The 17,366-nt window shown below is 53.4% G+C and carries 14 protein-coding genes and 2 tRNA genes; all 16 read right to left on the minus strand.

Annotation, left to right across the window (positions count from 1 at the left end; translation table 11 throughout):
* Positions 1 to 54: 54 nt before the first annotated feature.
* The 16 genes from CYR55_RS12055 to ftsH all read right to left on the minus strand — a co-directional run bounded on the left by CYR55_RS12055 (position 55) and on the right by ftsH (position 17,334).
* Positions 55 to 1,974: a DEAD/DEAH family ATP-dependent RNA helicase gene (locus CYR55_RS12055; RefSeq protein WP_101816385.1), complete on the minus strand. Its 1,920-nt coding sequence runs from the start codon at positions 1,972 to 1,974 to the stop codon at positions 55 to 57.
* Positions 1,964 to 2,044, minus strand: coding sequence for a protein YrbN (gene yrbN / locus CYR55_RS24210; RefSeq protein WP_101816386.1), 81 nt, complete (start codon positions 2,042 to 2,044; stop codon positions 1,964 to 1,966). The genes CYR55_RS12055 and yrbN overlap by 11 nt, the downstream gene beginning before the upstream one ends.
* A gap of 113 nt (positions 2,045 to 2,157) precedes the next feature.
* Positions 2,158 to 3,042 (minus strand): lipoprotein NlpI, encoded by an 885-nt coding sequence (gene nlpI, locus CYR55_RS12065; RefSeq protein ID WP_101816387.1) that lies wholly within the window; start codon positions 3,040 to 3,042, stop codon positions 2,158 to 2,160.
* Between the two features lie 128 nt (positions 3,043 to 3,170).
* Entirely contained in the window at positions 3,171 to 5,288 is a 2,118-nt protein-coding gene (gene pnp / locus CYR55_RS12070; RefSeq protein WP_101816462.1) for a polyribonucleotide nucleotidyltransferase, read from the minus strand.
* Positions 5,289 to 5,544: 256 nt separating this feature from the next.
* On the minus strand, positions 5,545 to 5,814 hold the full coding sequence (gene rpsO, locus CYR55_RS12075) for a 30S ribosomal protein S15 (protein ID WP_072927115.1): 270 nt from the start codon (positions 5,812 to 5,814) through the stop codon (positions 5,545 to 5,547).
* A gap of 120 nt (positions 5,815 to 5,934) precedes the next feature.
* Positions 5,935 to 6,879, minus strand: a complete 945-nt coding sequence (gene truB, locus CYR55_RS12080; RefSeq protein WP_101816388.1) for a tRNA pseudouridine(55) synthase TruB — start codon at positions 6,877 to 6,879, stop codon at positions 5,935 to 5,937.
* Positions 6,879 to 7,289, minus strand: coding sequence for a 30S ribosome-binding factor RbfA (gene rbfA / locus CYR55_RS12085; RefSeq protein WP_072927112.1), 411 nt, complete (start codon positions 7,287 to 7,289; stop codon positions 6,879 to 6,881). The genes truB and rbfA overlap by 1 nt, the downstream gene beginning before the upstream one ends.
* Before the next feature lie 69 nt (positions 7,290 to 7,358).
* A complete protein-coding gene (infB, locus tag CYR55_RS12090) occupies positions 7,359 to 10,046 on the minus strand; it encodes a translation initiation factor IF-2 (protein WP_101816389.1) in 2,688 nt (895 codons plus the stop codon).
* A 24-nt stretch (positions 10,047 to 10,070) separates the two neighbouring features.
* The gene (gene nusA / locus CYR55_RS12095; RefSeq protein WP_101816390.1) at positions 10,071 to 11,558 is read right to left on the minus strand and encodes a transcription termination factor NusA; all 1,488 of its coding nucleotides are present in this window, start codon (positions 11,556 to 11,558) and stop codon (positions 10,071 to 10,073) included.
* Between the two features lie 21 nt (positions 11,559 to 11,579).
* On the minus strand, positions 11,580 to 12,032 hold the full coding sequence (gene rimP / locus CYR55_RS12100; RefSeq protein WP_139300262.1) for a ribosome maturation factor RimP: 453 nt from the start codon (positions 12,030 to 12,032) through the stop codon (positions 11,580 to 11,582).
* Positions 12,033 to 12,244: 212 nt separating this feature from the next.
* Positions 12,245 to 12,321, minus strand: a tRNA-Met gene (locus tag CYR55_RS12105).
* Between the two features lie 59 nt (positions 12,322 to 12,380).
* Positions 12,381 to 12,467, minus strand: a tRNA-Leu gene (locus tag CYR55_RS12110).
* A gap of 84 nt (positions 12,468 to 12,551) precedes the next feature.
* Entirely contained in the window at positions 12,552 to 12,884 is a 333-nt protein-coding gene (secG, locus tag CYR55_RS12115; RefSeq protein WP_072927106.1) for a preprotein translocase subunit SecG, read from the minus strand.
* 236 nt (positions 12,885 to 13,120) lie between these two features.
* Positions 13,121 to 14,458, minus strand: a complete 1,338-nt coding sequence (gene glmM / locus CYR55_RS12120; protein ID WP_101816391.1) for a phosphoglucosamine mutase — start codon at positions 14,456 to 14,458, stop codon at positions 13,121 to 13,123.
* 9 nt (positions 14,459 to 14,467) lie between these two features.
* Positions 14,468 to 15,301 carry a dihydropteroate synthase gene (folP, locus tag CYR55_RS12125; protein ID WP_101816392.1) on the minus strand — a complete coding sequence of 278 codons (834 nt, stop codon included), beginning with the start codon at positions 15,299 to 15,301 and terminating at the stop codon, positions 14,468 to 14,470.
* 101 nt (positions 15,302 to 15,402) lie between these two features.
* Entirely contained in the window at positions 15,403 to 17,334 is a 1,932-nt protein-coding gene (gene ftsH, locus CYR55_RS12130; RefSeq protein WP_101816393.1) for an ATP-dependent zinc metalloprotease FtsH, read from the minus strand.
* Between the last annotated feature and the right edge of the window lie 32 nt (positions 17,335 to 17,366).

The following is a 17,366-nucleotide window of genomic DNA, read 5'->3' on the forward strand; positions in this document are numbered from 1 at the left end:
CGTTCAGGCAAAAAAAAACCAGCCCGAAGGCTGGTTTTTTTACATCGCTAGCAATTATGCATCGCCAAAACGACGCGGAGTACGCTGGCCATCACGGTTACCGGCCGGGCGGCGCTCGCCGCCTTCACGACGTTCACCATTGAACGGGCGCGGAGGACGGGCACCGCCTTCACGGCGCTCACCTGCACCACCGAAGGAACGGCCACGGCCACCTTCACGACGCTCACCGGCAGGTGCACCGCCTTCACGACGCTCACGGCGTGGTTGCGGCTGTGCATCACCCAACAGCTGCATGTTCAGCGGCTTGTTGAGAATACGGGTGCGGGTGAAATGCGACAGCAGATCGCCCGGCATACCTTTCGGTAGCTCAATGGTGGAGTGGGTAGCAAACAGCTTGATGTTACCAATGTAACGGCTGCTGATGTCGCCTTCGTTGGCGATCGCGCCCACGATATGACGAACTTCAACGCCGTCATCGCGGCCCACTTCGATACGGTAAAGCTCCATATCCCCTACTTCACGACGCTCACGACGCGGACGGTCGCCATCGCGTGCTTCGCGCGGCTCGCGGCGATCGCCACGATCCGGACGGTCACCACGGCGGTCGTCACGATCGCTGAACTCGCGGCGTGGACGCGCTTTAAAGGCCGGCTCAGGTGGCAGAATCAGCGGACGTTCGCCCTGTGCCATTTTCAGCAGTGCTGCAGCCAGGATTTCGATATCCAGCTCTTCTTCCGGTTGCAGTTTAGCCAGCAGGGCACGGTACATGTCCAGATCGCTGCTTTCCAGCTGTTGCTGCACTTTGGCGGCAAATTTAGCCAGACGACGCTGACCCAGCAGTTCTGCGTTCGGCAGTTCTACTTCAGGAATGGTCAGCTTCATGGTGCGTTCAATATTGCGCAACAGACGGCGTTCACGGTTTTCTACGAACAGAAGTGCGCGACCTGCACGGCCTGCACGGCCGGTACGGCCGATACGGTGCACGTAGGATTCAGAGTCCATCGGGATATCGTAGTTCACGACCAGGCTGATACGCTCAACGTCCAGGCCACGGGCCGCAACGTCGGTCGCAATCAGGATATCCAGGCGGCCATCTTTCAGGCGCTCCAGGGTCTGCTCACGCAGGGCCTGGTTCATGTCGCCGTTCAGCGCAGCACTGTTATAACCACTGCGTTCCAGGGCTTCTGCCACTTCCAACGTCGCGTTTTTGGTACGGACGAAGATGATCGCCGCATCAAAATCTTCCGCTTCCAGGAAACGAACCAGTGCTTCATTTTTACGCATCCCAGAGACAGTCCAGTAGCTCTGGCTGATGTCAGGACGGGTAGTAATGCTGGACTGAATACGCACTTCCTGTGGGTCGTTCATGAAACGACGGGTAATACGACGAATCGCTTCCGGCATGGTAGCAGAGAACAGCGCGGTCTGATGGTCAGCCGGGATCTGCGCCATGATAGTTTCAACGTCTTCGATAAAGCCCATACGCAACATCTCATCGGCTTCATCCAGTACCAGACCATTCAGGTTTGAAAGGTCCAGCGTACCGCGTTTCAGGTGGTCCAGCAGACGGCCTGGGGTACCCACAACAATTTGCGGGCCCTGGCGCAGCGCGCGCAGCTGTACGTCATAACGCTGGCCGCCGTACAGGGCAACAACGTTTACACCGTGCATGTGTTTAGAGAAATCAGTCATTGCTTCAGCAACCTGAACCGCCAACTCACGGGTCGGTGCCAATACCAGGATCTGAGGTGCTTTCAGATCGGCTTTCAGGTTGTGCAGCAACGGCAGCGAGAACGCTGCAGTTTTACCGCTACCGGTCTGTGCCATGCCCAGCACATCGCGGCCGTTCAACAGGTGAGGAATACACTCAGCCTGGATCGGTGACGGTTTTTCATAGCCCAGGTCTGTCAGGGCGGAAATGATCGGAGCAGACAGCCCCAGGTCAGCAAAAGAGGTTTCAAACTCAGTAGTCATGTACACGTGCCTCATATGAGATGGCGGCCAGTCTACGTAACTCGTCGAGAAAATTTTCAGTCATTTTCATTGAAAAGTGTGAACCGGCTCAAATAAATTTAATAAACGAACAAAAAAGCCTCGCCCGTTAAGGCGATTAACGTTGGTGAAAACCAAGTTAAATCAGGCTGATATGTCCGTCAGCTATTGCTGGTCCGATTCTGATAGGTCGTCTTGCTCTTGGCCCAAAAGCGCCAATTCCAACAATGCGTAGCGGTGCTCAACAAAGTTATGAACATTGTTAGCGACCGTCAGCTTGAACAGTGCCGAAGCGCTGCTCTTGTCCCCCAGACTCAGGTAGTGTTTACCTAAATAGAAGTCAGTTTCACTGAGATGCTCAGCGAGCGAAGTGTTATCCGTTGCATCTGCCTTCAGGCGGTCCATCAGCGTGTCTTCGCTGATTTTGCCCAGGTAGAATTCGACAATATTCCATCCCCATTGCCCTCTGTCCGCCTTGTCGTAACGCTGTTCCAGCGACACGTCAGCCTGTTTGGGGTCGATTTCTCGCTCCACCAAATAAAGCCACAACGAACGGAAGGGATCATTTGGGTCGTCTTGATAAAACGCCTGCAGATCATCCTGCGCCAGGCGGTATCGGCCACCGTAATACAGTGCGATGCCCCTGTTTAAACGCGCGTAATTGTAAGTTGGATCAAGCTCTAATACAGAATCAAACGCTTCATAGGCAGCATCAAAATTGCCTGCCTGCGTTAGGTAAATGCCCAGGTAGTTGAAAACTTCCGGCATGTCGGGACGAATCGCCAGCGCCTGTGAAAAGTCGTTTCGCGCTAACGCCCGTAATCCAAGGCTATCATACAGCACTCCACGCTCATATAACAACTGCGCACGCTCATCATCTGTCAGTGCCCGGCTGGCAAGGATTTGTTCCATGCGTGCCAGAATGACTTCCTGCTGCAGCGTGGGCTGCAAAGGAATCGCCAGAACGTCGTCTTTACGCCAATCATGGTTGCTGCATCCTGCCAGCATAAGTGCTGTCGCAACATAACACCAGCGCAAGAAAGGCTTCATTTCCCACTCCCGAAGACAAACATTGGATGATCGTCCTGTCATCCGCTTGCTTAACACAAGGGCGTCCTGCCCTCGCGATACGAACAGCGCCTTACCATCGGCAAGGCGCTGTAAAACTGCTTATACCGTTATTCTGCTGCGGGTTCAGCTGCTTCCGGAGTCGGCGTCGTCGCTTCTTTGATACTCAGACGCACACGGCCCTGGCGATCAACCTCCAGCACCTTAACCGGGACTTCCTGGCCCATCTCCAGATAGTCGGTCACCTTCTCAACACGCTTATCAGCGATCTGAGAAATATGAACCAACCCTTCTTTACCGCCGCCGATCGCCACGAAGGCACCGAAATCAACGATACGGGTCACTTTACCCTGATAGATACGGCCGACTTCGATTTCAGCAGTGATCTCTTCGATACGGCGAATCGCATATTTGGCTTTATCACCATCTGTTGCGGCAATTTTAACAGTACCGTCATCTTCGATTTCGATGGTGGTGCCGGTTTCTTCCGTCAACGCACGGATGACTGAACCGCCTTTACCAATCACATCCTTGATCTTATCAGGATTGATTTTAATGGTATGGATACGCGGGGCGAACTCAGAGATGTCACCACGTGGCGTGCTGATAGCCTGTTCCATTACACCCAGAATGTGCAGACGCGCACCCTTGGCCTGGTTCAGAGCAACTTGCATGATCTCACGGGTGATGCCTTCAATTTTGATATCCATCTGCAGGGCAGTGATACCTTCACGGCTACCGGCCACTTTGAAGTCCATATCGCCGAGGTGATCTTCGTCACCCAGGATGTCAGACAGCACTACAAAGTTTTCGCCCTCTTTCACCAGCCCCATTGCGATGCCTGCAACCGCGGCCTTGATCGGCACGCCGGCATCCATCAGCGCCAGAGAAGCACCGCACACGGATGCCATGGAAGAGGAACCGTTAGATTCAGTAATTTCAGACACAACACGCACGGTGTAAGGGAAAGCATCCGCTTCCGGCATCACTGCCAGCACGCCGCGCTTCGCCAGACGACCATGACCGATTTCACGACGCTTCGGTGAACCCACCATGCCTGTTTCCCCAACGGAGTACGGAGGGAAGTTGTAGTGGAACAGGAAGTTATCGGTACGCTCACCCATCAGTTCATCAAGGTTCTGAGCGTCACGCGCTGTACCCAGCGTCGCGGTAACCAGTGCCTGCGTTTCACCACGGGTGAACAGCGCAGAACCGTGAGTACGCGGCAATACGCCGGTACGCACGTCCAGGCCACGAATCATGTCTTTTTCACGACCATCAATACGCGGTTCACCACGTAATACACGGCTGCGGACAACATTTTTCTCGATGTGAGCCAACACATCCATGATTTCGCCATCATCCAGCGACTCATCTTGTGCCAACAGCGCAGCACGGACATCCGCTTTAATCGCGTCAACCTGCGCATAACGCGCCTGTTTGTCAGTGATACGGTAAGCATCGCCCAGACGGGATTCAGCCAGTTCAGCCACACGGGTATGCAGGGCTTCGTTCACCTGCTCCGGCTGCCAGTTCCATTTTGGTTTACCGGCTTCTGCTACCAGAGAGTTGATATTCTCGATCACCACTTGCTGTTGCTCATGGCCAAAGACCACGGCACCCAGCATCTGATCTTCGCTCAGCAGCTGTGCTTCGGATTCCACCATCAGTACAGCGCCCTGGGTACCGGCAACCACCAGATCCAGTTTACTTTGCTTGAGCTCATCTGCTGTCGGGTTCAGAACGTACTGGTCATTGATATAGCCTACGCGCGCAGAACCAATCGGGCCATTGAACGGAATACCGGACAGGCTGAGTGCCGCAGATGCACCAATCATGGCAACGATGTCCGGGTTAACCTGCGGGTTAACAGACACAACGGTTGCGATAACCTGAACTTCGTTCAGGAAGCCGTCTGGGAACAGGGGACGGATTGGGCGGTCAATCAGGCGGGAGGTCAGGGTTTCGCCTTCGCTCGGACGGCCTTCACGACGGAAGAAACTGCCCGGGATGCGGCCTGCCGCATAAGTACGTTCTTGATAGTTTACTGTCAGGGGGAAGAAGTCCTGGCCCGGCTTCGCTTTTTTCGCACCGACTACGGTAACGAAAACAGCGGTATCGTCCATGCTCACCATCACAGCGGCGGTCGCCTGACGAGCCATCATGCCGGTTTCCAGCGTAACGGTGTGCTGGCCGTATTGGAATTTGCGTACGATCGGATTAAGCAAAATCATATCCTTCTTTAAGACACAACACCGCATTGGCGGCGTAGCGTCAGTAACTTACCGACCTTCACATTACATCCTCGCGACTAATGACAATCCTTATCTTTTCCACTGAAAGACAAAGCCTCTCATTAGCCGCGCGAACCTCTGTAGCGGAAGATCCTCTTTGGAAACAACGCCCATTACTTTACGGCGTTCTTGTATTGCTTCCTAGAATAAAGGGGCCAAATTTGGCCCCTTTACACTGAAACTCGCAGACTTAGCGACGCAGACCCAGACGTTCAATCAGGCTGGTGTAACGTGCAACATCTTTACGCTTCAGGTAGTCGAGCAGCTTACGACGCTGAGAAACCATACGCAGCAGACCACGACGGCTGTGGTGATCTTTTTTGTGCTCTGCAAAGTGACCTTGCAGGTGGTTGATCTGAGCGGTCAGCAGAGCTACCTGAACTTCGGTAGAGCCGCTATCGTTTGCACCGCGACCGTAGTCGGCTACGATCTGTGCCTTAGCTTCAACGCTTAGAGACATGGTAATACTCCAGATTATAGATAAAAAAAACAGGTGCCGATCTCTAATTCAGCAACCCAATGCATAAGCTGCGCCATTCTACTCTTTGCCTTGGGTATTCGCAAGATGAGCAGAAGTGCCTCAGGCAGGGTTTTCTACCACCAGACGGCGTGGCGCAACACGCCCGTCATCAGCGATTTCACCCACGCCAATAAAGTGATGCGCATCCCCTTCCGTGATGCGTACCATCCCTTGTGCCGGTGCCTGGGCGGCCTGAACCGGTTGCCCCTGCTTGACATAGCCTGCCACAACGAGCGGCAGGTTAACTTCAGGAAACTGCTGTACTGCACTGTCCATCGGCATCAGCAACGGATCCAGCACATCTGAAGGTGTGCGCGCTTCGGCGTCGCACTGTTCAAGCATACTGTTCAATTGCTCCAGGGTGACCATGCGGGCAACCGGATAGGTTGCCACCTGCAAACGGCGCAGGAAGATAACATGCGCACCGCATCCCAGCTTCTCACCCAGGTCATCAATAATGGTACGAATGTAAGTGCCCTTGGAGCAGTGAATTTCCAGTTCCAGTTCCAGCCCTTCATGGCGGATAAACTGAAGGTCATACACTGTGATGTCACGGGCTTCACGCGGGACATCAATGCCCTGACGCGCATACTCATACAACGGTTTTCCCTGATGCTTCAGGGCGGAGTACATCGACGGCACCTGTTTGGTGGCACCACGGAAGCTCTCTAGCGCAGTCTCCAGCTGGGAAGCCGTGAAAGCCGGCTCACGCTCAGAGATCAGCTGGCCATCTGCATCAGAAGTATCAGTCCGCTGCCCCAGGCGGGCAATCACCCGGTAACGCTTATCTGAATCCAGAAGGAACTGGGAAAATTTGGTGGCCTCACCCAGACAAATCGGCAACATGCCGGTTGCCAGTGGGTCAAGCGCACCCGTGTGACCCGCACGGTTGGCATTATAAATGCGTTTTACTTTTTGCAGGGCATCGTTCGAGGAGAGCCCCTGTGGTTTATCCAGCAGCAGGATGCCGTGAATATCGCGCCCACGGCGACGAGGACGTCCCATTATTCTTCCTCGTTATCGCCTGCGGCAGAACGACGCTCTGCGTCATTCTTCACAACGTTAGTCACCAGGTTGGACATACGCATGCCCTCAACCAGGGAATTGTCGTAAGCGAACGTCAGCTCCGGCACCACGCGCAGGCGCATGGCTTTACCCACTAATGTACGGATAAAACCGGAGGCATCCTGCAAGGCTTTAATACCGGTCACGACACGATCGGGATCGTGATTTTCTGCCAGCACATCGAGGAACGTCACGAAGACTTTGGCGTAAGCCAGGTCGCGGGACACTTCGACGCCTGACACAGTCGCCATACCAATGCGCGGATCTTTAACTTCACGCTGCAAAATGATCGCAATCTCTTTCTGCATCTCCTGTGAGACGCGCTGAGTGCGGCTAAATTCTTTTGCCATAAGGGATTCTCCAGACAAAGCGGGGGGCGCAAGGCCCCCCAATTGGATCTAAGCAGAGTGTCGCTATGATTAAGCGATGGTGCGTTGGATCTCGATGGTTTCGAAGACTTCGATCATGTCGCCGGTACGAACGTCATTATAGTTCTTCACGCCGATACCACACTCCATGCCGTTACGCACTTCGCTGACGTCATCTTTGAAGCGGCGCAGGGATTCCAGCTCGCCTTCATAGATAACCACGTTTTCGCGCAGTACACGGATCGGGCTGTGACGCTTGATGATCCCTTCGGTAACCATACAACCGGCAATCGCACCAAATTTCGGCGATTTGAATACATCACGCACTTCGGCCAGGCCGATGATCTGCTGTTTGTATTCCGGTGCCAACATACCGCTCATCGCCTGTTTCACTTCGTCGATCAGGTCGTAGATCACGGAGTAGTAACGCAGGTCGAGGCTTTCAGCATCGATAACGCGGCGGGCAGAGGCATCAGCACGCACGTTAAAGCCAATGACGATGGCGTTGGATGCTGCGGCCAGGGTCGCGTCGGTTTCGGTGATACCGCCCACGCCAGAACCCACAATCTTCACCTTCACTTCGTCGGTGGAGAGCTTCATCAGGGAGTCGGCAATCGCTTCTACAGAACCTTGAACGTCAGCTTTAAAGACGATATTCAGCTCAGATACTTCGCCTTCGGTCATGTTAGCAAACATGTTTTCCAGCTTGGATTTCTGCTGACGTGCCAGTTTGACTTCGCGGAATTTGCCCTGACGATAGAGTGCCACTTCACGGGCTTTCTTCTCGTCACGGACTACGGTTGCTTCGTCACCCGCTGCCGGTACACCGGACAGGCCCAGGATCTCAACCGGAATGGACGGACCCGCAGAGTTGATCTCACGGCCCAGCTCATCACGCATCGCACGTACACGGCCATATTCAAAGCCACACAGCACGATATCGCCCTTGTTGAGGGTACCTTCACGCACCAGCACCGTTGCAACCGGGCCACGGCCTTTGTCCAGGAAGGATTCGATAACCACACCGCTCGCCATACCGTTACGGATAGCTTTCAGCTCCAGAACTTCAGCCTGCAGCAGGATGGCGTCCAGCAGTTCATCAATACCGGTACCCGCTTTGGCGGAAACGTGCATGAACTGAGATTCGCCGCCCCACTCTTCCGGCATAACACCGTACTGGGAGAGTTCATGCTTAACGCGATCCGGATCGGCTTCTGGTTTGTCGATTTTGTTAACCGCAACCACAATCGGCACATTGGCCGCTTTGGCGTGCTGAATAGCTTCGATCGTTTGTGGCATCACGCCGTCATCGGCAGCCACAACCAGAACAACGATGTCGGTCGCCTGGGCACCACGGGCACGCATTGCAGTAAACGCAGCGTGGCCCGGGGTATCCAGGAAGGTGATCATGCCGTTTTCGGTTTCAACATGATAAGCACCGATGTGCTGGGTAATGCCGCCTGCTTCACCGGCTGCAACTTTCGTTGAGCGGATGTAGTCAAGCAGAGAGGTTTTACCATGGTCAACGTGGCCCATGATGGTCACGACAGGTGCACGGGATTCTGCACCGGCACCGGTGTCACGGTCACTCATCACCGCTTCTTCCAGTTCGTTTTCACGACGCAGGATAACTTTATGGCCCATCTCTTCAGCAACCAGTTGTGCGGTTTCCTGATCGATGACCTGGTTGATGGTCGCCATAGCACCCAGTTTCATCATCGCTTTGATGACCTGAGAACCTTTGACTGCCATCTTGTTCGCGAGCTCAGCAACCGTCAGGGTCTCACCAATCACCACATCGCGGTTCACGGCCTGGGCCGGCTTGTTAAAGCCCTGCTGCAGGGTGCTTGGCTTACGCTTACCTTTACCGCCACGGGTAACAGCGCGGGCCTCTTCACGATCGGCTTTGGATTCAGACAGCTTGCTGCCTTTCTTTTGCTTGGTCGATTTGCTGGTACGGACACGGCTGCGGCGCTCGCCTTCAACCTGACGATCGTTCTCGTCTTCCGCTTCGCGGGCATGGTGAGACGTGGTGACATGATAGTCAGCAGACTCGGATTCAGCAGGCTCAGCCGTTTCAGTCCATACGCCGGAGTCAGCCATTTTACGGGCTTCTTCTGCAACAAGACGGGCGTTCTCTTCAACCTTACGGCGTGCTTCGTCTTCTGCTTTGCGTTTAAGTTCGGCGGCCTCAGCCTCGCGTCGTGCTTTTTCTGTCTGAGCTGGCTTGGTCATTTCGTCGGTATGTTGATTAGTCACTTTTTCTTTTTCCGCTGCGTCACGCTTAGCTTTTTCAGCGGCCTCACGTTTGGCTTGCTCATCGGCTACACGCTTCGCTTTCTCTGCGGCCTCACGTTGAGCTTGCTCTTCTGCCAGGCGTCGTGCCTGCTCTTCCGCTTCGCGCCGTGCCTGCTCTTCCGCTTCAGCCTGAGCCTGTTCAGCCTCTGACGTGTCGCGTTTAACATAAGTGCGTTTCTTGCGGACCTCAATTTGCACCGATTTACTTTTACCGCCGGTGCTCGGGATATTCAGGGTACTACGCGTTTTGCGTTGCAATGTCAGTTTATTTGACGCGCCGCCATTATCACGGTTCAGATGCGCCAGTAATGTCTCTTTCTCGTGCTGGGTCACAGAGTCCGCTTCGGATTTATTGATCCCTGCATCAGCAAACTGCTGTACCAGGCGATCAACCGAAGTTTGGATCTCTGCGGCCAATGATTTTACGGTTACATCTGTCATGCTGTTCCTTCCTGCTACAGTTTATTACGCATTGTCGCCGAACCAGCAGATATTACGTGCGGCCATGATCAGCTCGCCGGCTTGCGTATCGTCAAGCCCTTCAATATCTGACAGGTCGTCAACACCCTGCTCGGCAAGATCTTCCAGCGTACAAACCCCACGCGCAGCCAGTTTAAATGCCATGCTGCGTTCCAGACCAGCCAGGTTCAGCAGATCGTCAGCGGGTTGCTTATCGCCAAGACTCTCTTCCTGTGCCAGTGCCAGGGTGGTCAGTGCAGCTTTGGCGCGTTCGCGCAGCGCTTCTACTGTATCTTCGTCCAGACCGTCGATTTCCAGAAGTTCTTTCATTGGCACATAGGCCAACTCTTCAAGCGTAGAGAAACCTTCTTCCACCAGGACAGTCGCGAAATCTTCGTCAATATCGAGGTGTTTAGTGAAGGTATCGATAGCAGCATGCGCTTCAGCCTGATGTTTGGCCTGCAAGTCATCTGCCGTCATGACGTTCAGTTCCCAGCCACTCAGTTGGGAAGCCAAACGTACGTTCTGGCCGTTACGGCCAATCGCCTGAGCCAGATTGCTGGCCTCTACGGCGATATCCATCGTGTGTCGATCTTCGTCAACCACAATTGACGCCACATCAGCCGGCGCCATCGCGTTAATGACGAATTGTGCCGGATTGTCATCCCACAACACGATATCAATGCGCTCACCGCCCAGTTCACTGGAAACAGCCTGAACACGCGCGCCACGCATACCGACGCAAGCACCCACCGGATCGATGCGCTTGTCATTGGTCTTCACAGCGATTTTTGCACGGGAACCCGGATCGCGGGCTGCCGCTTTAATTTCAATGACTTCTTCGCCAATTTCCGGCACTTCAATGCGGAACAGTTCAATCAGCATTTCCGGACGGGAACGGCTGACAAACAGTTGCGCGCCTCGCGCTTCCGGACGTACGGCATACAGTACACCACGGATGCGGTCACCCGGACGGAAGTTTTCACGCGGCAGCATATCTTCACGCAGAATAACAGCTTCAGCATTATTGCCCAAATCCAGGGAGATGCTGTCACGGTTTACTTTCTTCACGACGCCGGTGACGATTTCACCTTCCTGCTCACGGAATTGGTCAACCACCATCGCACGTTCCGCTTCACGGACTTTCTGTACGATAACCTGTTTTGCCGTCTGGGTGGTGATGCGGTCGAAGGTGACAGATTCAATCTGATCTTCAATATAGCCGCCTACATCAATAGACGGGTCTTCAAACTGGGCAGCATCACGGGTGATTTCACGCGTAGGTTGGGTGACTTCCTCGACAACCAACCAGCGGCGGAAGGTATCAAAATCCCCGGTTTTGCGGTCAATGCTGACGCGCACGTCAATTTCTTGCTCGTATTTTTTCTTTGTCGCCGTAGACAGTGCAGTTTCCAGCGCTTCAAAAATCTTTTCCCGCGGGAGGGCTTTTTCGTTCGAAACTGCTTCTACAACAGCCAGAATCTCTTTATTCATCCTAGTTGCCTCATCCTAACTTTAAAAGTGGGGTACCAGGTTCGCTTTCTGGATGTTACTCAGCGCGAACACTTCATCTTTCCCATCCACAGTCACCGTGATCATCTCACCATCGACAGCCTTGATAATACCCTGCCATTTACGACGGTTTTGCATTGCCATACGCAGGACAATGCTGACTTCTTCACCAAGATAACGGGTATAGTGTTCAGCGGTGAACATAGGACGATCAAGGCCCGGAGAGGAGACTTCCAGGTTGTAAGCCACAGTGATGGGATCTTCAACATCAAGCACTGCGCTCACCTGATGGCTTACATCAGCACAATCGTCGACATTGATGCCGTCTTCACTATCAATATAGATGCGTAGCGTTGATTGGCGACTACGGATGAATTCGATACCGACCAGTTCATAGCCTAACGCTTCCACCGGCGCGGTAATCATCTCTGTCAATTTTTGCTCTAATGTGGACAAGCCCACCCCCAAGACATAAAAAAAGGGCTTAATAGCCCAGTGATTCTGTTGTCAAATAACAAAAAACCCCGATAAATCGGGGCTTTTTGTGACTGGACCCTATTTGCCGCAGTGCGGCTTCGGTGCACTTTCTGGCAAGAATTTTTTCAAATTGCCCTGAAAACACTGTTGACTCATTCACAGTATATTTGAAAAAAGACTTTAAGGGAAAGTGGTTGCGGGGGCCGGATTTGAACCGACGACCTTCGGGTTATGAGCCCGACGAGCTACCAAGCTGCTCCACCCCGCGTCCGAAAACGTGGCGAATACTACGCCGAAATTTGCGAAAATGCAAATCTATAAAAGGATTGGTACCGAGGACGGGACTTGAACCCGTAAGCCCATGCGGGCACTACCACCTCAAGGTAGCGTGTCTACCAATTCCACCACCTCGGCACTTTTTTTTAAATAACCGTCTTTGCTGCTTATACGCATTAACCGTTATTTGAAAAGCGTTTACTGCTGTTTGTGACGTTTCGCTTACTGCGGCAGGTCACTGTTCTGAGCCGGTGCTGCCGGTGCAGTTGTCTGCTCAGATTTTACTGGTTGACCCAGGTTTTCCCACTCACTGCCTTTATGGCTTTGGTTACTGCTCAGGTTGCCTAGGATCAGGCTGATGACGAAAAACAGTGTTGCCAGAATTGCCGTCATGCGGGTCATGAAGTTACCGGAGCCGCTTGAACCGAACAATGTGGCTGAACCACCTGCTCCGAAAGAAGCGCCCATATCCGCACCTTTACCTTGCTGCAGCATAATCAGAGCCACAAGCCCTAACGCTACGATCAGGAAAATAACCAGAAGAGCTTCGTACATAAACGTACCTGTATCCTTGCGGCTTCACCGCATGCCAATTGCTTCGCACCAATTAAGCAGGTCAGGCTAACTCACTCACCTACTGAAGCGGGTGTGAATACTAACCAAAGGGAGCATAAGGCGCAAGGGCAATTTTTTATATCTGGTTTGATTGCGGAAAAAAACGCCAGACCATAATGGATTACAGAAAATTGCCGGCCATACAGGGCGTAATGGCCGGCAGATAATCACTATACTCAGCCTGCAGCTTTTACCGCATCGGCTATACGGTTTGCCAGCGACTCGACCAGAATGGCATCCTCACCTTCAACCATGACGCGAATCAAAGGCTCAGTGCCCGATTTACGCAGCAGAACCCGGCCTTTACCTGCCAGCTGTTTCTCGACCTCTTCCGTCACTTTCATCACTTCAGGGGAATGCAGCGGATCATTTTCCCCGGCGAAACGCACATTCACCAGGATTTGCGGCAGCAGTTTCATGCCGCTGCAGAGATCATGCAGGCTCATATGGTTACGCACCATCGCAGTGAGTACTTGCAAACCTGCTACAATGCCGTCTCCGGTCGTGGTTTTGTCCAGCAGGATTACATGCCCGGAATTTTCAGCGCCGATACGCCACCCTTTCTCCTGCATTTTCTCCAGCACATAACGGTCACCCACTTTGGCGCGCGCAAAGGGAATGCCCAGCTGTTTCAATGCCAGCTCCAGCCCCATATTGCTCATCAGCGTACCGACAGCACCACCACGCAGTTGCCCCTGGCGAAGCCCCTCACGCGCAATGATGTACAGGATTTGGTCACCATCTACTGTATTACCCTGATGGTCTACCATCATCACGCGGTCACCGTCACCATCCAGGGCCAGCCCAACATCCGCCTTTTCTGCCACCACGCGTTTTTGCAGCTCACGCACATCTGTTGCGCCGCATTTTTCATTGATGTTCATGCCATCAGGCTCACAGCCAATGGCAATCACTTTCGCGCCCAGCTCGCGCAGTACACTCGGGGCAATGTGATAAGTCGCACCATTGGCACAGTCCACCACGATTTTCAGCCCGCTCAGGCTTAACTCACTGGGGAAAGTCCCTTTGCAGAACTCAATGTAACGGCCGGCAGCATCAACGATACGGCTGGCTTTACCCAGTTCACTGGACTCCACACAGGTCAGCGGCTTTTCCATTTCAGCTTCAATCGCTTCTTCCACATCATCCGGCAATTTCGCGCCATCAATGGAGAAAAATTTGATGCCGTTGTCATAGAATGGATTATGAGAAGCGGAGATGACAATGCCAGCCTCGGCCCGGAAGGTACGGGTCAGATAGGCAACGGCCGGTGTGGGCATCGGCCCGGTAAAGGCAGCTGATAACCCTGCGGCAGCCAGGCCTGCTTCCAGAGCGGACTCCAGCATATAGCCTGAAATGCGCGTATCCTTTCCGATGATGATTTTCCGGGAACCATTGCGCGCCAGCACTTTACCTGCAGCCCAGCCCAGCTTCAGTACAAAATCAGGTGTAATAGGGCTCTGCCCTACTTTCCCGCGGATGCCATCAGTGCCAAAGTATTTACGGTTACTCATAATCTCTTTTTAATCCTTCGCATAAAGTGTTGCTTCAACCACGCGCATTGCCTCAACCGTTTCTTTAACGTCATGCACCCGGATAATTTTGGCCCCTTTCATGGCGGCAATCACTGCACAGGCAACACTGCCGGAAACACGTTGTTCAGGAGGAATATTTAACAGCTGCCCCACCATCGATTTGCGCGACATCCCCACCAGAAGCGGCAAATTAAAATGATGCAGCTCGGACAAGCGGTTCAATAACTGATAATTGTGCGATAAATTCTTACCGAAACCAAAGCCCGGGTCGAGTACCAATTTTTCCCTGTCTATCCCTGCCTGTTCACAACGGGCAATATGATGCCGGAAGAAGGTGAAAACATCGCCCATTAAATCGTCATAATGTGGTGCCTGTTGCATGGTGGAGGGCTGCCCCTGCATATGCATCAGGCAAACCGGCAGCCCGGTTTTAGCCGCCGCGGCCAATGCACCCGGCTCCTGCAGAGATCGGACATCGTTAATCAAATCTGCACCTGCTGCAGCGCTTGCAGTAATCACCGCAGGCTTTGAGGTATCGACTGAAATCCAGACATCAAAATAGCGGGCCAGTGCTTCAACTACCGGGATAACCCGATCCAGCTCCTCTTGCTCACTGACCTCTGCCGCGCCTGGCCGGGTGGATTCGCCCCCAACGTCAATCAGTGTGGCCCCGGCTTCAATCATCGTTTGGGCATGGCGCAACGCACGTTCAGTGGTGTTATGTTTACCGCCATCTGAAAACGAGTCGGGCGTTACATTCAAAATCCCCATTACCTGTGGGTAAAGCAGGTTAAGTGAGCGGCTTCCTGCAGTCAGCTGCATAGGTTGTTCTCCACCGTGTAGCGTATATAACAGACAATAAAAAACCCCGGGCGAGCCCGGGGTTAGTATGTAGCAAACAGCATGTCAGGCAGGCGTGAAACTTACTTGTCGCCCAGCTGTTCAAACATGGTGTTGCCGGGGTTTGCTGTGCGCGGGTCATCAACCGGTGTTGGGGCTTTAGGAGAGCCGCCATCATTCGAGTTGTTTTTTACCGCGTCATCCCAACCAGCCGGCGGACGCACATCTTTACGGTTCATCAGGTCATCAATCTGTGGCGCGTCGATGGTTTCATACTTCATCAGTGCATCTTTCATAGAATGCAGGATATCCATGTTTTCCATCAACAGCGAACGGGCACGCACATAGTTGCGCTCAATCAGGGATTTTACTTCCTGGTCGATGATACGTGCTGTTTCATCAGACATATGTTTGGCTTTTGCTACTGAGCGACCCAAGAACACTTCGCCTTCTTCTTCCGCATACAGCAGTGGCCCCAGCTTCTCAGAGAAGCCCCATTGGGTCACCATGTTACGCGCAATTGACGTCGCAACTTTGATGTCATTTGACGCACCGGTAGAGACTTTTTCCGGCCCGTAGATGATCTCTTCTGCCAGACGGCCGCCGTACAGCGTAGAAATCTGGCTTTCCAGTTTCTGACGGCTGGCACTGATCGCATCGCCTTCCGGCAGGAAGAAGGTCACACCCAGCGCTCGGCCACGTGGAATGATCGTCACTTTATGCACCGGATCATGCTCGGGCACCAGGCGGCCAATAATGGCGTGTCCGGCTTCATGGTAGGCCGTAGACTCTTTCTGCGACTCCGTCATCACCATGGAGCGGCGTTCTGCACCCATCATGATCTTGTCTTTGGCTTTCTCGAATTCCACCATCGACACCACACGCTTACTGCCGCGTGCAGCAAACAGCGCTGCTTCGTTGACCAGGTTAGCCAGATCAGCACCAGAGAAGCCTGGCGTACCGCGCGCAATCACAGATGCATCAACATCCGGTGACAGCGGCACGCGGCGCATGTGAACTTTCAGGATCTGTTCACGGCCACGCACATCCGGCAGGCCAACCACGACCTGGCGGTCGAAACGGCCCGGACGCAGTAATGCAGGGTCCAGTACGTCAGGACGGTTCGTCGCAGCAATGACGATAATCCCTTCATTGCCTTCGAAGCCATCCATCTCTACCAGCATCTGGTTCAGCGTTTGCTCACGCTCATCGTGGCCCCCGCCCAGACCTGCGCCACGCTGGCGACCTACGGCATCAATTTCATCGATAAAGATGATGCAAGGTGCTGCTTTCTTCGCCTGTTCAAACATATCACGGACGCGGGAAGCACCCACCCCCACGAACATTTCAACAAAGTCAGAACCGGAAATGGTAAAGAACGGCACTTTGGCTTCGCCCGCGATCGCTTTCGCCAGCAAGGTTTTACCGGTCCCCGGCGGCCCTACCATCAAAACGCCTTTCGGAATTTTACCGCCCAGTTTCTGGAAACGGCTCGGTTCACGCAGGTAATCTACCAGTTCACTGACCTCTTCTTTCGCTTCGTCGCAACCGGCAACATCAGAGAAAGTGGTTTTGATCTGGTCTTCTGTCAGCATGCGGGCCTTACTTTTGCCAAAGGACATAGCGCCTTTGCCACCGCCGCCCTGCATTTGTCGCATGAAGAAGATCCAGACCCCAATCAGCAACAGCATCGGGAACCAGGAGATAAAGATAGAAGCCAGCAAACTCGGTTCTTCCGGCGGTTCACCAACAACTTTCACATTTTTGGTTAACAGGGTATCCAGTAATTTTGGATCGTTAACAGGAAGATAAGTCGTGTATCGGTTACTGTCTTTCTTGGTAACGTTGATTTCACGTCCGTTGATACGTGCTTCACGAATCTGGTCTTGGGTCAATTCGGACATGAAGGTAGAATAATCTACCCTACGGCCATTCGACTCGCTGGGCCCAAAGCTCTGGAACACAGACATCAGCACAACTGCGATGACCAACCAGAGAATTAGGTTTTTCGCCATGTCACTCAAGGGATTAACCTCATATTACAACT

Source organism: Chimaeribacter californicus, assembly GCF_002858675.1.
Taxonomy (GTDB): domain Bacteria; phylum Pseudomonadota; class Gammaproteobacteria; order Enterobacterales; family Enterobacteriaceae; genus Chimaeribacter; species Chimaeribacter californicus.

Bases quoted from the DNA above. Each gene is read 5' to 3' on its own strand.
- CYR55_RS12055 (WP_101816385.1), bottom strand. From the start codon at position 1,974: ATGACTACTGAGTTTGAAACCTCTTTTGCTGACCTGGGGCTGTCTGCT.
- yrbN (WP_101816386.1), bottom strand. From the start codon at position 2,044: ATGAAAATGACTGAAAATTTTCTCGACGAGTTACGTAGACTGGCCGCC.
- nlpI (WP_101816387.1), bottom strand. From the start codon at position 3,042: ATGAAGCCTTTCTTGCGCTGGTGTTATGTTGCGACAGCACTTATGCTG.
- rpsO (WP_072927115.1), bottom strand. From the start codon at position 5,814: ATGTCTCTAAGCGTTGAAGCTAAGGCACAGATCGTAGCCGACTACGGT.
- truB (WP_101816388.1), bottom strand. From the start codon at position 6,879: ATGGGACGTCCTCGTCGCCGTGGGCGCGATATTCACGGCATCCTGCTG.
- rbfA (WP_072927112.1), bottom strand. From the start codon at position 7,289: ATGGCAAAAGAATTTAGCCGCACTCAGCGCGTCTCACAGGAGATGCAG.
- infB (WP_101816389.1), bottom strand. From the start codon at position 10,046: ATGACAGATGTAACCGTAAAATCATTGGCCGCAGAGATCCAAACTTCG.
- nusA (WP_101816390.1), bottom strand. From the start codon at position 11,558: ATGAATAAAGAGATTCTGGCTGTTGTAGAAGCAGTTTCGAACGAAAAA.
- secG (WP_072927106.1), bottom strand. From the start codon at position 12,884: ATGTACGAAGCTCTTCTGGTTATTTTCCTGATCGTAGCGTTAGGGCTT.
- glmM (WP_101816391.1), bottom strand. From the start codon at position 14,458: ATGAGTAACCGTAAATACTTTGGCACTGATGGCATCCGCGGGAAAGTA.
- folP (WP_101816392.1), bottom strand. From the start codon at position 15,301: ATGCAGCTGACTGCAGGAAGCCGCTCACTTAACCTGCTTTACCCACAG.
- ftsH (WP_101816393.1), bottom strand. From the start codon at position 17,334: ATGGCGAAAAACCTAATTCTCTGGTTGGTCATCGCAGTTGTGCTGATG.